This is a genomic window from Olsenella sp. Marseille-P4559, from assembly GCF_900605015.1.
Lineage (GTDB): Bacteria > Actinomycetota > Coriobacteriia > Coriobacteriales > Atopobiaceae > Tractidigestivibacter.
The window spans coordinates 211,859-224,991 of record NZ_LR027573.1 but is presented as its reverse complement, the minus strand read 5'-3'; the positions used below and the strand labels follow the sequence as shown (position 1 = coordinate 224,991).

At 61.6% G+C, this 13,133-nt stretch carries 11 protein-coding genes; 10 read left to right on the top strand and 1 reads right to left on the bottom strand.

From position 1 onward, the window contains the following. Positions 1-161: 161 nt before the first annotated feature. Complete coding sequence (locus E0E00_RS01010) at positions 162-506, bottom strand: phage holin family protein (protein WP_165443482.1); 345 nt, start codon at positions 504-506, stop codon at positions 162-164. Between the two features lie 309 nt (positions 507-815). Between E0E00_RS01010 and E0E00_RS01005 the strand changes: the two genes are divergently transcribed. The 10 genes from E0E00_RS01005 to E0E00_RS00960 all read left to right on the top strand — a co-directional run bounded on the left by E0E00_RS01005 (position 816) and on the right by E0E00_RS00960 (position 13,130). Continuing rightward, entirely contained in the window at positions 816-2,312 is a 1,497-nt protein-coding gene (locus E0E00_RS01005; RefSeq protein ID WP_130810590.1) for an aminotransferase class I/II-fold pyridoxal phosphate-dependent enzyme, read from the top strand. A gap of 1,086 nt (positions 2,313-3,398) precedes the next feature. Further along, positions 3,399-4,559 (top strand): zinc-binding dehydrogenase, encoded by a 1,161-nt coding sequence (locus E0E00_RS01000; protein ID WP_130810588.1) that lies wholly within the window; start codon positions 3,399-3,401, stop codon positions 4,557-4,559. Positions 4,560-4,602: 43 nt separating this feature from the next. Next, positions 4,603-5,298, top strand: coding sequence for a ribulose phosphate epimerase (locus tag E0E00_RS00995; RefSeq protein WP_130810586.1), 696 nt, complete (start codon positions 4,603-4,605; stop codon positions 5,296-5,298). Between the two features lie 48 nt (positions 5,299-5,346). Beyond that, the gene (locus E0E00_RS00990) at positions 5,347-6,732 is read left to right on the top strand and encodes an MFS transporter (RefSeq protein ID WP_130810584.1); all 1,386 of its coding nucleotides are present in this window, start codon (positions 5,347-5,349) and stop codon (positions 6,730-6,732) included. 48 nt (positions 6,733-6,780) lie between these two features. Beyond that, positions 6,781-7,851 carry an NAD(P)-dependent alcohol dehydrogenase gene (locus tag E0E00_RS00985; RefSeq protein WP_130810582.1) on the top strand — a complete coding sequence of 357 codons (1,071 nt, stop codon included), beginning with the start codon at positions 6,781-6,783 and terminating at the stop codon, positions 7,849-7,851. 53 nt (positions 7,852-7,904) lie between these two features. Then, positions 7,905-8,747 carry a ketose-bisphosphate aldolase gene (locus E0E00_RS00980; RefSeq protein WP_130810580.1) on the top strand — a complete coding sequence of 281 codons (843 nt, stop codon included), beginning with the start codon at positions 7,905-7,907 and terminating at the stop codon, positions 8,745-8,747. Between the two features lie 21 nt (positions 8,748-8,768). After that, positions 8,769-9,734, top strand: coding sequence for a carbohydrate kinase family protein (locus E0E00_RS00975; protein WP_130810578.1), 966 nt, complete (start codon positions 8,769-8,771; stop codon positions 9,732-9,734). A gap of 51 nt (positions 9,735-9,785) precedes the next feature. Then, positions 9,786-10,772, top strand: coding sequence for an aldo/keto reductase (locus E0E00_RS00970; protein ID WP_130810577.1), 987 nt, complete (start codon positions 9,786-9,788; stop codon positions 10,770-10,772). A gap of 104 nt (positions 10,773-10,876) precedes the next feature. Then, positions 10,877-12,217 (top strand): dicarboxylate/amino acid:cation symporter, encoded by a 1,341-nt coding sequence (locus E0E00_RS00965; protein WP_130810575.1) that lies wholly within the window; start codon positions 10,877-10,879, stop codon positions 12,215-12,217. Positions 12,218-12,368: 151 nt separating this feature from the next. Continuing rightward, positions 12,369-13,130, top strand: a complete 762-nt coding sequence (locus tag E0E00_RS00960) for a DeoR/GlpR family DNA-binding transcription regulator (RefSeq protein WP_165443481.1) — start codon at positions 12,369-12,371, stop codon at positions 13,128-13,130. Positions 13,131-13,133 lie beyond the last annotated feature (3 nt).

The window sequence follows — 13,133 nt, the reverse complement described above, 5'->3', positions numbered from 1 at the left end:
CAGGATTGGCGATGGGTGCTTGTGGGGTTGAGGCTCTGGGACTTTGCTGGCGGCTTCGGGCTATAGTCTGTCCGAAGCCGCGTCTGGCCATCGTTTAGGATTTCATGGACGGCTATCGCACGCCAACCGGCGATATTCTACGACTTGATGGTGACCCGTCATCACTCCTTGGCGCCGAGGACTCCGGACACAATGCTTACGATGAGCGCCACAAAGAGCGTCCCCCAGAAGCCCGTGACCACGACGCCCATCCCAAACACGCTTTCGGCGAGATTGGACGCGAGCGACACCATAAGCGCGTCGACCACAAACGAGAAAAGCCCGAGAGTGATGACTGTCACGGGGAGCGAGAGGACCTGCACGACTGGCTTCACCAGTGCATTTATCACGCAAAGCATGAGGGCGAAGACAAGATAGGCCATCCAGTGGGGCTCTCCCACCACGTACGCCGAGGGTACGAGAGAGACTGCGACAAACGACGCGATGGCGGTAGCTATGACTTTCATGTGCGCTTCTCCACGTTTCGAGTTGCCAACTGCTGTTACCACATGATACCCAAGGCTGCTTCCTATCGACAAACGACGTGCATTGGTCGTGAAGTTCAATTTTTCTTCTCGTATTATGAACTTCAGCATGATAGTCTTCCATAAATTGAACTTACTGCACTGGAAAAAAAAAATTTGAACTTCAGGGATGTCGGCGGAACGCACGTGAAGATAAAGTTGAACTTCTTGTCTGCAACCGCGAAGCCCGGAAGAGGAGGAACAGTGGCAGGTCAAGAGCACGAGACATTCTCCGAGCGACTTGGAGAGGCAATGAACAAGAGGGGCTTGCGCCAGGCTGATCTTGTCCGCCTTGCTGTCGCCGATGGCGTCAAGCTGGGGAAGTCGCAGCTCAGCCAGTATCTCAGTGGCAAGACCACGCCCAGGAAGGCAACGCTTTTGTTTCTCGCCGGCTCCCTCGGCGTGAGTGCCGAGTGGCTCTTGGGAGACGCAGGCGAGATTGCCACGCCAGCCCTAGCCGATCCGCCAGCCTCGAGTCCCGCGGCATATGACCCGTCAAGCAATCCCACCGAGAAGAAGGAACCCACCATGCCTCGTCGCCAGTTCAAGAAGTCATCCAAGCTCGACAACGTCCTGTACGACATCCGCGGGCCCGTCCTAGACGAGGCATACCGCATGGAGGACCAAGGCATCCACGTTCTCAAGCTCAACATCGGCAACCCCGCCCCGTTCGGCTTCCGCACGCCGGACGAGGTCGTGAAGGACATGCAGGACCAGCTCACGGAGTGCGAGGGCTACTCCAACAGCCGCGGCCTTTTTGCCGCGCGCAAGGCCATCATGCAGTACGACCAGCTCAAAGGCATTCCTAACGTGGATGTGGAGGACATCTACACCGGTAACGGCGCCTCCGAGCTCATCCAGCTTGCGTTGAACGCCTTCATGGACGAGGGCGACGAAATCCTCGTCCCCAGTCCGGACTATCCGCTGTGGACCGCCTGCGCCACGCTCGCCGGCGGCACAGCTGTGCACTACATCTGCGACGAGAAGACCAACTGGTATCCCGACATCGAGGACATCCGGAGCAAGGTGACGCCGCGTACCAAGGGCATCGTCGTGATCAACCCCAACAACCCCACGGGCGCCCTGTATCCGCGCGAGGTGCTGCAGGAGATTGTGGATGTGGCGCGAGAGAACCAGCTCGTGATCTTTGCGGACGAGATCTACGACCGCCTTGTGATGGACGGCAAGCAACACGTCTCCATCGCGAGCCTTGCGCCCGACCTTTTCTGCATCACGTTCAACGGGCTCTCCAAGAGCCACATGGTCGCAGGTTACCGCATTGGCTGGATGAGCCTCTCGGGCAACAAGCGCATCGCAAAAGACCTGATTGACGGCATCAATATGCTGTCCAACATGCGCCTGTGTTCCAACGTGCCGGCACAGTCGATCGTGCAGACCTGCTTGGGTGGCATCCAGCGCAGCCAGGGCCTGCTTGTCCCCGGCGGGCGCATCTACGAGCAGCGCGAGTACGTCTACGGGCGGCTGAGTGCCATGGATGGCGTCACGGTGACCAAGCCCGAGGCGGCGTTCTACATCTTCCCGCGCCTCGACCCGGACAAGTTCCACATCACCGACGATGACCAGTTTGCGCTTGACCTGCTCAAAGACGAGCACGTGCTCGTCACGGCGGGCAAGGGCTTCAACTGGGAGAAGCCCGGCTACTTCCGCATTGTCTACCTGCCGCGCAGGCATACGCTGCATGAGGCCATGGACAAGCTCGAGGACTTCTTGAGCTACTACCGGCAGTAGGCTGGGGATGGGGCCCTGGGGCGGGTGGCTGCTCCGGGGCTTCTTGCATGTTGGCGAGAAAGACGCAGGCAGATGGGTCGTGGTGTCTCATTGGCGCGGCCGTCACACGGGTTTGGCACGGAAGGGCGCGCGGCGAGCAGCCTTGCCAGAAAATCGTGGTGATGCGTACGTATGACCCTATGGCTTTGACATCGCTGGCGGATTGCCGACCGCTCATCCTGCCTGATAGGTGGTTGCACGGGGAATCTAGGGAGATTCTGGCAACCCACCTTCGCGATTTGACGGTTTGTGGCAGTTTCAGGCAAATTCTTTATATGAAGGCTCCGATGTCTCAAATCTCTGACCTGCGAATTATCAACAATTGAACCTCTGGATACTCAGGCTGTCCCTATAAAACTGCCACCAACCGTAAAAACGTGCCATCAGGCGGGTTCGAGCGAGGTGGAGCTCATTCCGACGGCACCCGAGGCATCGTCGGGGGTTGCTGGATGGCGCATTTTTACGGTTGGTGGCAGTTTTTCGCGGTGCTCCCGAGTAGCAGGCGCTTTGAGATTTGGGATACCGCAGGTAGGTGATTTGCCACTACATGTATATCATATCAAGGATTTGCGGCAAACTGCCACAAACCGTCAATTCGTGTTTTAACGGATCGCAACAGACGGTTCCGAACCCTCCCACGCGCCAGCCAATGGCGTGGCCCGCTCGGATTATTGCGCGCAATCCCCGCCGCTCAAAAGCTCAACTGGGCAAACGCTGCGCGCGCACAAAATTACGTTCAATAACTGTGGGGCGCTCGCCCAAGGAACAGCGTCGCTGACGTTTCTCCATACCGTCTTACGCGGCCAACCCCACATTTTCTCTGTTACGGGGCCTATCTCCATGGTGAGCCCCTTTCGCTTACCGCCTGCAGACGCTATTGGTCCGTTCACGGTAATTCTTCAAAACACAGAATTATTCTTTTAAAACACAGAGTAAATTACATGCTACACAGGTTTTAGTATTTGAAGCAAACAAATTCTGTGAAGAACGAAGGCGTCAGGAAGACCGGGGGGCAAGGTGCCGCCGGAAGGACAGGGGAGGAATCGTATGAAGGCTTTGACCCGTTACTGTGACCATGGCGAGTTCGGAGGCTATCACTACATCGACGTGCCAGCTCCCGAGTGCGGCCCCGACGACGTGATCATCCGAATCAAGGCGGCCGCCATCTGCGGTGCCGACATGAAGCACTGGTACGCTGACCTTGAGGGCAGCAACACCTCGGAGAAGGTCGACTCCATCCGCGGTCACGAGTTCGCCGGCGTTATCGTCAAGGTCGGCAAGAACGTGACCGACTGGAAGGTCGGTCAGCGCGTCGTCTCCGACAACTCCGGCAAGGCCTGCGGCAAGTGTCCCGCCTGCGAGCGCGGCGATTTCATGCTCTGCGAGCACAAGTCGGGTTTGGGCCTCGACCATAACTGGGACGTCTTCGGTGGCTCGGGCGGCTTCGCCAAATACGCCAAGATTCCCGGCGGAATCCTGCAGCTCCACCCGCACGCCATCTGGGAGATTCCCGAGGGCGTGAAGTATGAGGAGGCAGCCCTTCTCGATCCCGTCTCCAACTCCTACAACGCCATCGCCCAGCAGTCCAGTCTGCTCCCCGGCCAGGACGTCGTCGTGTTCGGAACCGGTCCCCTGGGCCTGTTCGCCGTCCAGGTCGCCCGAATCATGGGTGCCATCAACATCGTGACGGTCGGCCTGCAGGAGGACGTCGAGACCCGCTTCCCGATCGCTCGCGAGGTTGGCGCCACCCACTGCGTCAACGGCTCCACCGAGGATGTCGTCGCGCGCTGCATCGAGATATGCGGCCGCGACAACCTGGGCCTGGTTGTCGAGTGCTCCGGCGCCAACATCGCCCTCAAGCAGTCCCTCGAGATGCTGCGCCCCAACGGCGAGGTCGTTCGTGTCGGCATGGGCTTCAAGCCGCTTGAGTTCTCCATCAACAACATCACCGAGTGGAACAAGAGCATCATCGGCCACCAGGCCTACGACTCCACCTCCTGGCGTGAGTGCATCCGCCTCATCAAGTCCGGTGCCGTGATGATGCAGCCGATGATCACGCACCGCATGGGTCTCTCCCAGTGGCGCGAGGGCTTCAAGGCCATGGCCGACAAGTCCGCCGTCAAGGTCGTCTTCCACTACGACGAGGATGACAAGGACGCCAAGGAGTTCGGCGAGAAGGACTATGCCGACGACTACGACTTCGACTAGCGGCCACGGGGTGTCGGTTCGCCACGAGCAGGGAGGCAACGCCATGGAAAAGAGGCTCTTGCTCGCACCGTCGATGGGTTGCTGCGACCTATTTGACTTCGCACGCCAGGTCGAGTTCATCGACGGACGCGCGGACTTCTTCCACATCGACATCAAGGATGGAAACTATGTCAAGACCTACAGCATCGGCCCGGACTTCATGGCCGCACTGAAGGGGAGGACCACCACCCCCATGGACGCCCACCTCATGGTCAGGCATCCCCAGTGGATTATCGAGGAGTGCGCAAGGGCGGGTGCGACCTACATCACGCCGCACACAGACTGCATCGAGAGCGACGCGTTCGTGACCATCAACAGAATCATCTCGTTGGGTTGCAAGGCGGGCGTCGCCCTCAACCCCGCCGCGCCGCTCGAGGGCATCAGGCACTACCTGCCCCTCCTCTCGAAGGTGACGGTCATGATCGTTGACGCGGGCTACGCGGGCCAGAGGGTCATCGAGCAGATGTACGACAAGATTCGCACGCTCGCCGACTGGCGCCGCCAGATGGGCCTCGACTTCCTCATCGAGGCTGACGGCTCCATGAACGGTGATGTCTACCGGCCGCTGTACGAGGCCGGCGCCGACGTGGTCGTACTCGGTCCCCCGGCGCTCTGGAACAAGGACGCTGACATCGAGCGCGCCTGGGACGTGATGCAGGGCGAGGTCAACTCCGCACTGAGGGACGCCGTTCGCTCGTAGGGATGTGTCCCCGCAGGAAACAGACAAAGGCAAGAACGGAGAGAAGGAATGAACGAAATCAAGGGGGCAAACATCGGTGCGAGGCTCGATCGTCTGCCCAACTCGAGCTGGCACGTCAAGATGTGGCTCATCGTCGCGTTCGCACTGCTCGTGTGCTGGTCGAACGCAATCTCGGGCTCCGTCCAGAACATCCTTCTGAACGAGGTCCACTGGCTCCAATCGGGCACCACGCTCCTCGCCATGTGGGGAACCGTCTACACCTTGGGCCAGCTTTTCGGTGCCCTGGTCGGCGGCCCCATCGGTGACAGGATCGGCCGCAAGAAGTCCATCCTGGTGTACGAGGCGCTCCACATCCTCGTCATGCTTGGCGCCGCGTTCGCACCCAACGTCCAGGTGCTCTACGTCTGCAGATTCGTCCAGGGCTTCGCCCTCGGTGCGCTGCTCGTCGTGCTGTTCGCGGGCTTCACCGAGTACGTCCCCGGCCGCAACCGCGGCACGTGGTCCAGCCGCACCTCCTTCATCGGCAACTGGGCGCATCCCATCGCCAACCTCATCGGCTTCATCCTCATCAGCTCGGGCCTCTCCATGAGCATGAACTGGCGCGTGCAGTTCATGATTCCCTCCGCGCTCTCGATCATCGCATCGCTTCTCATCGCCTCCAAGTTCCCCGAGTCTCCGCGTTGGCTCGAGTCTCAGGGTCGCGTCGAAGAGGCTGACGCCATCCTCACCAAGATCGAGAAGGAGATTGAGGCGTCCACCGGCAAGCCCCTGCCGCCCGTCACCGAGGAGCCCGCGAAGGTCAAGAGCCTTCCGTACGCCGCCCTGTTCCACGGCAAGCTGATGCGCCGCACCATCGTCGGCTCCCTGGTGCTCATCGGAATGAACACCATCCAGTACACACTCATGACCTGGATGCCGTCGCTTCTCGTCGGCCTTGGCTACAATACGTCGACCTCGCAGTTCATGACCATGTTCGGCCTGTTTGGCGCCCCCTTCGGCATCTTCATCGCGTCGCTGGTCATCGACCGCGTCCCACGCAAGGTCATGGGCGTCCTGCTGCTCTCGGGCATGGCAGCCCTCGGCATTGCGACTGGCGCTGCCACGCAGCTTCGCCTCGTCGACATGAACGGCCTCATCGCCCTCACGTTCCTGCTCAACACGGTCATCTACATGTACGTCTGCTATGCGTCCGCCGTCTACGTGCCCGAGATGTGGCCCACCTCGGCCAAGCTCTCCGGCTCCGGCTTCTGCAACGCCATGGGCCGTCTGAGCAACGTCTTCTTCCCGTTCCTGGTCACCTCGCTCGCGGCCGCCAACTCCAGCTACGTCTTCGTCCTCCTCGCCATCGTCGCCGTGATCATCGCGATCGCGGTCGCCGCCTTGGGCATCGAGACGCGTGGGGAGTCCGTCGAGTCCATCGGTGACGTCGAGTAGCACGAGCGCACCCCGAAGACCACAAGACCCTAGGAAGTGTTGATCACAATGAAGAACAGCAAGGCAATCCTCGTGGAGCCGAAGCGATTCGAGATTTGCGAGACGCCCGTCCCCACGCCTGGCCCCAACGACATCCTGCTCAAGGTCGAGTACGTTGGCATGTGCGGCTCCGACATCCACGGCTTCGAGTTTGGCCCCTTCATTCCGCCCAAGGACCCCAACCAGGTGATCGGCCTCGGCCACGAGGTCGCCGGAGAGGTCGCCGCGGTTGGCGCTGACGTCACCGAGTTCAAGCCCGGCGACAAGGTCCTCATCGAGCCCGGAGTGCCCGACGGGACGTGCGGCTACTGCCGCGAGGGGCGCTACAACATCTGCCCCGACGTCGACTTCATGGCAACGCAGCCCAACTACCGCGGCGCGCTCTGCCAGTACATGGTGCATCCCGCCGAGTGGACCTACCATGTCCCCGAGGGCATGAGCACCATGGAGGCTGCGCTCGTCGAGCCCGCCGCGGTGGGCATGCACGCCGCCATCCTCGGTGGCGCCAGCCTCGGCAGCCACATCGTCATCCTCGGCGGCGGCACGATTGGCCTCATGACGCTGCAGGCCTGTCTGAGCCTCGGCGCAACCGACGTCACGGTCGTCGATGTCATCCCCTCCAAGCTCGAGCTTGCCAAGAGGCTCGGCGCAAAGGAAGTCATTAACGGCAAGGGCACCGACATCGTCAAATACCTGCGCTCTGACGAGAAGTTCGGCGACCACGGCGTCGACCTCGTATTCGAGTGCTCGGGCTCCGGCTTCCTCGCGCAGCAGGCCATCCAGATCGTCGCCCGCGGTGGCAAGATCATGATGGTCGGCACCCAGAGCAAGCCCGTGCCCATCGACTTCCTCAAGATCAACCGCGAGGTCGTCATCCAGACGTCCTTCCGCTACTGCAACGACTTCCCCCGCACCATCGAGGCGATTGCCAGCGGGAAGTTCGACGTCAAGTCCATGGTTACCAACGTCTACGACTACAGGGACGTCCAGCGAGCGTTCACCGAGGCCATCGACCCCAAGAGGAAGGCCGACATGGTCAAGGGCGTCGTCAAGGTCGCCGGGACCCCCGGCTGCGAGTAGGCCTCTTCCCTGCGCAGCCAGCAAACACAAGACACGAACCTGGAAGGAACAGCATGCTTGCCAACATCAAGTACTGGGAGAACAAGGCCAAGGACGGCCAGTTCGCGATTCCGCACTTCAACGTCTGGAACGCCGAGATGCTCATGGGCGTCATCGACGCCGCCGAGGAGGAGAACGCGCCCATCATCATCTCCTTCGGGACCGGCTTCGTGGGCAATACGGTCTTCGAGGACTTCTGTTGGATGATGCTTGCCATGGCCAAGGAGGCCAAGGTCCCCGTCATCACCCACTGGGATCACGGCCGCAGCATGGACATCATCAAGAACGCCTACACCCACGGCATGAACTCCGTCATGCGCGACGCCTCGGCCATGTCCTTTGAGGACAATATCGCCGAGATCAAGATGGCCGTCGACTACTTCCACCCTCTTGGGGTTCCCGTCGAGGCCGAACTCGGCCACGTTGGCAACGAGACCGTCTACGAGGAGGCCCTCGCGGCCTACGCCTACACCGACCCCAGCCAGGCGGCCGAGTTCGTCGAGCGTACCGACTGCGACTCGCTCGCCGTCGCCGTCGGAAACGTCCACGGCCACTACAGCGCCACCCCCAAGATCAGCTTCGACGTCATCGAGAAGTGCCGCGACGCCGTCGACGTGCCGCTGGTCCTGCATGGTGCCTCCGGCATCGGTGATGAGGACATCAAGACCGCGATCTCGCTCGGCATTGCCAAGATCAACATTCACACGGAGCTGTGCGACGCGGCCATGGGTGCCATCAGGAAGAGCACGGACAAGTCCTTCCTCGAGCTCGAGCGTGCCGTCCGTCAGGCCGTGAAGGATCGTGCGAAACACAAGATCGAGCTGTTCGGCGACGCTGACAAGGCTGACCTCAGGTAGCGAGCAGGACTGGAGCCCACAATGGACAAGACGCTTGATGTTGTCTGCGTCGGCGCGGCAATCGTGGACGTGCCCCTGCAGCCGGTCGACAGGAACATCTTCGACAGCGAGTCGTACCCCCTCGAGCAGATCTCGATGACCATTGGCGGCGATGCCATCAACGAGTCGACGATAATCTCCCGACTGGGAGGCAGGGTCGGGCTTCTCAGCCTCGTTGGCAATGACGCCGTTGGCGACTACATCATCCGCCACTGCGACAGGGAGGGGATCGACCGCGAGGGAGTTCGCCGTGCCGACGGCGTTGATACCTCCATCAACGTCGGCCTGGTCACGGCAGACGGCGAGCGGACGTTCGTCACCAACCGTAACGGCAGCCTCTGGAAGCTGTGCGGCGATGACATCGGCCTCGGTCTTGTCCCGAGGGGGCGCGTCCTGTCTATGGCGAGCTTCTTCAACAGTCCGCGGCTGGACAACGACGCCATCGTGAGGATCTTCAAGGTTGCGAGGGATGCCGGCATGACCATCTGCGCCGACATGATCAAGCCCCGCCTGGGCGAGACCTTCGACGACGTCGCCGAGGCCCTCTCCTACGTCGACTACTTCTTCCCCAACAACGACGAGGCACGGGCCATGACGGGCGAGAAGACCGTCGAGGGCGTCGCCGACAAGATCTTGTCCTATGGCGTCAAACACGCCGTCATCAAGATCGGGCGTGCCGGTGCCTTTGTCAAGGGTGTCGACTGCGGCCAGATGGTCGTACCCGCCATGGGTGGCATGACCCCCATCGACACCACCGGGGCAGGTGACAACTTTGCCTCGGGCTTCATCACCGGGCTCCTCGAGGGCAGAGACGTCCGCAAGTGCACAGAGTACGGCAACGTTGCCGCCTCCATCGCGATCCAGAGCGTCGGGGCCACGACGGGAATCACCGACAGGGTCGTCTTCGACCAGGCGCTCGAGCGGTACCGCAAGCAGAACGCGCGTTAGGAAAAGTCCCTGGCGGGGCACTGTGGGCCCCGCCCCAAGAAGGAGGGGTTTATGCGATACATGGAACTTGGCAACTCGGGCATCCAGGTCTCCAAGATGGGCCTCGGCACCTGGGCCATCGGCGGTGGTCCCGCCTGGAGTGGCGGCCCCAGCGAGCAGAACGCCATCGACACCATCATTGAGGCGGTCAACCAGGGCATCAACATGGTCGACACTGCCCCCGGCTACAACTTCGGCGCCTCCGAGGAGATCGTCGGCAAGGCCCTGAAGAGGATCGATCGCGAGAAGGTCATCCTCGTCACCAAGTGCGGCGTCGTCTGGAACCGCAAGGGCACCGCCTGGAACAAGGTCGGCGACCGCCAGCTCTACAAGCTGCTCACGCCCGAGTCGGTCAAGCTCGAGGTCGAGGAGTCCCTACAGCGCCTCGGCACCGACCACATCGACCTCTACATGACCCACTGGCCCTCCGTGCCGCCCTTCGAGACGCCTATCCCCGAGACCGTCGGCGCGCTCAACGACCTGAAGAAGGAGGGTAAGATTCGCGCCATCGGCGCAGCCAACGTGAGCATCCCACAGATCGAGGAGTACCTGGGCTGCTGCGAGCTCGACCTGGTGCAAGGCAAGTACAACGTCCTCGAGCGCGGCGTCGAGAGGGACCTTCTCCCGCTGTGCCGCGAGCACCGCATCACCATGCAGGCGTACTCGCCGCTCGAGCAGGGCCTTCTCACCGGGACCATCTCCAAGGGCTACCGTCCCGAGCCCGGCAACGCGCGCGGCAACAAGAAGTGGTGGCAGCCGGGCAACATGGAGCGCGTCATCGACATGCTCGACGAGTGGAGGCCCCTCTGCGAGAAGTACGACTGCACCATCCCCACGCTGTGCCTCGCCTGGATCATGAACCAGGGCGACGAGGTCAACCTGCTCACCGGCGCGACCGCGCCTGACCAGGTGGACATGAACGCCCGTGCCGCCGACATCGTCATCTCCGACGATGACCTGCGCAAGATGCGCGACATGGCGGAGACGCTCGACAAGTAGTTTTGCGGCGCCGCACCGGCGCCACACGGTTCGTTCGCCGTGGGGTGTGCCTTGACCTTCACGGGCGAGGCGCACCCCATCCGACAGTCAGAGAGGCGGCGGAGATGTCGCAGGGTAGGAAGAAGCTCACAATCGTTCAGCGGATGTTCGTTGCGGTCCTGCTGGGCATCCTCGCGGGTGTCGGCTTCATAGCGCTCCGTGGTGCGATTGGTGCGGGAAGCGATGTTTGGAAGCTCATTTACCAGGCGCTGTTCGTCGACATAACCAGCGAGGCGGGCACGAATGGGCTCGGCCTGTTCTACATAGTCAGCCAGTTGTTCATGCACATGCTGCAGGTCGCAATCATCCCCGTTGTCCTCGTGTCCCTGGCGCTGTCCATCTGCAGCCTGGCACAGCCCGAGAGGCTCGGTCGCATCGCCGTGCGCATGCTCGTCACCTTCTTCTGCCTCTACGTCGCGGCCGCGACGGTCGCGGGCATCGTGTCCTACCTCGTCGCCCAGTCAGGTGGCTTCACCGTCACCCTGCCGGAGGCCGAGGTCGTCGAGACCAAGCTCGTCGACGCATACAACCCGCTCTCCATCATCGTCAACATCGTCCCCTCGAACATGTTCACCGCGATGTCCGACAACGGCTCCGTCCTTGCCGTGTGCTTCATCGGGATTGTCGCGGGCATCTGCATGGCGAAGATGGGGGAGAGGGCCAAACCGATCAAGGACCTCCTCGAGAGCCTGAACGAGCTGATCCAGATCTTCGTCAACTTCGTTCTGGGGAAGCTCGGACCCCTGAGCATCTTCTGCATGGTCACGAGGAGTCTTGCCGTCTATGGCACCGACTACCTGCGCCCTGCGGCGGTGTGGATTGCGACCACGATGCTTCTGTGCATCCTTCTCGCTTTTGCGCTCTACCCAGCTGCGGTCGCCCTGGTTGCGCGCCTGAACCCCATCACCTTCGCCCGCAAGTCGGCCAAGATCGCACTGTTCGGTGCCGCAACGCAGTCCTCCGCGGCGACGCTGCCGCTCAACATGGAGACGTGCGTCAACGAGCTCGGCTGCTCGAGGGACGTGGCAAGCTTCGTCCTGCCTACGGGTGCGACCATCAACATGAACGGGACCACAACGATGCAGATAATAGCCGTCACCTTCATCGGCACCGCTGCGGGCATCCAGATGACGCCCGCCCTTATCGCCACAGCCGCCCTCATTGCGATCACGGTCTCCATGGGCACCCCGCCGATTCCCGCCGCCGGGGCGACGCTCGTCTCGGTAGTCATGCTCGGGGCCGGCCTCAACACGCCGCTGTGCCTGGTTGGCTACTCCCTGGTCCTCGCGCTCAACTACGTTCCTGGCATGGGTGTCATGCCCATGAACGTCGTGGGTGACGCGGCGACCGCCGTCATCGTGAGCAAGCTGGAGGGGACGCTCGACAAGGAGAGGTACGACGCCTAGCCCCGCGCCTCCAGGCTTGCGCGGCGGCGTGCCTGAGCTCCACTTATCTGATTGGCGCCTGCGTTTCGCAAGAATAATCTCTGTGCAAGTTTGTAGATTAGATTATTCATAATGGTTGGAAATTGCTATTTGGGCGAGCATGGGGGCCACGATGAGGGGCGTCGAGAGACAAGAGGAGATAAAGAGCTACATTCATGCCTCAAAGGGCAGGGTGTCAGTCTCTGACCTGAGCAACCGCTGGGGAATCACGCAGGAGACCGTCAGGCGTGACCTGGACAAGCTTGAGGAGCAAGGCTTTGTCACGAGGGTCTACGGTGGGGCCATCTGGAACTCCACCGTGTCCAGGAGCGGCGTACGCTTCATGGAGCGCCGCTCCCGACAATCCAATGAGAAGAAGCTCATCGCCCTGAAGGCCGCCCACCTGGCCAACGGATGCTCCTCTATTGCCGTTGACGCGAGCAGCACGGCCCTCGGCGTCCTGCGCGCGATGGACGCAGCCCCGAGCCTAAAGGTGGTCACGAGCTCGGTCGTCCCGTTTCTCGACGCCAACGAGCAGGGCTTCGAGCTCATCTCGAGCGGCGGTCAGTTCAACAGCGGCACCCTTGCGTTCCAAGGCGAGACGGCCGTCCAGTCGATCCTTCGCTTCCACGTCAACCTTGCCCTCATAGGGTGCGCTGCCCTCGACCTCTCGGGAAGGGTCACCGACTCCAACGAGGACGAGGTACAGGTGAAGCGTGCCATCATCCAGGCGGCGGACAGGGTTGCGGTTCTAGCCGACCACACGAAGTTCGATCGCGTTGCCTTCCTCGACTTGGTGAGCCTGTCGGAAGTCTCCTACCTCGTGACGGACGAGCGGCCCTCGCAGGAATGGGTCGACCGTTGCGAGGAGCTCGGGGTCGAGCTTCTCTACTAGTCA

Coding starts and splice junctions, on each gene's coding strand:
- E0E00_RS01010 (WP_165443482.1), bottom strand. CDS start 506: ATGAAAGTCATAGCTACCGCCATCGCGTCGTTTGTCGCAGTCTCTCTC.
- E0E00_RS01005 (WP_130810590.1), top strand. CDS start 816: ATGAACAAGAGGGGCTTGCGCCAGGCTGATCTTGTCCGCCTTGCTGTC.
- E0E00_RS01000 (WP_130810588.1), top strand. CDS start 3,399: ATGAAGGCTTTGACCCGTTACTGTGACCATGGCGAGTTCGGAGGCTAT.
- E0E00_RS00995 (WP_130810586.1), top strand. CDS start 4,603: ATGGAAAAGAGGCTCTTGCTCGCACCGTCGATGGGTTGCTGCGACCTA.
- E0E00_RS00990 (WP_130810584.1), top strand. CDS start 5,347: ATGAACGAAATCAAGGGGGCAAACATCGGTGCGAGGCTCGATCGTCTG.
- E0E00_RS00985 (WP_130810582.1), top strand. CDS start 6,781: ATGAAGAACAGCAAGGCAATCCTCGTGGAGCCGAAGCGATTCGAGATT.
- E0E00_RS00980 (WP_130810580.1), top strand. CDS start 7,905: ATGCTTGCCAACATCAAGTACTGGGAGAACAAGGCCAAGGACGGCCAG.
- E0E00_RS00975 (WP_130810578.1), top strand. CDS start 8,769: ATGGACAAGACGCTTGATGTTGTCTGCGTCGGCGCGGCAATCGTGGAC.
- E0E00_RS00970 (WP_130810577.1), top strand. CDS start 9,786: ATGCGATACATGGAACTTGGCAACTCGGGCATCCAGGTCTCCAAGATG.
- E0E00_RS00965 (WP_130810575.1), top strand. CDS start 10,877: ATGTCGCAGGGTAGGAAGAAGCTCACAATCGTTCAGCGGATGTTCGTT.
- E0E00_RS00960 (WP_165443481.1), top strand. CDS start 12,369: ATGAGGGGCGTCGAGAGACAAGAGGAGATAAAGAGCTACATTCATGCC.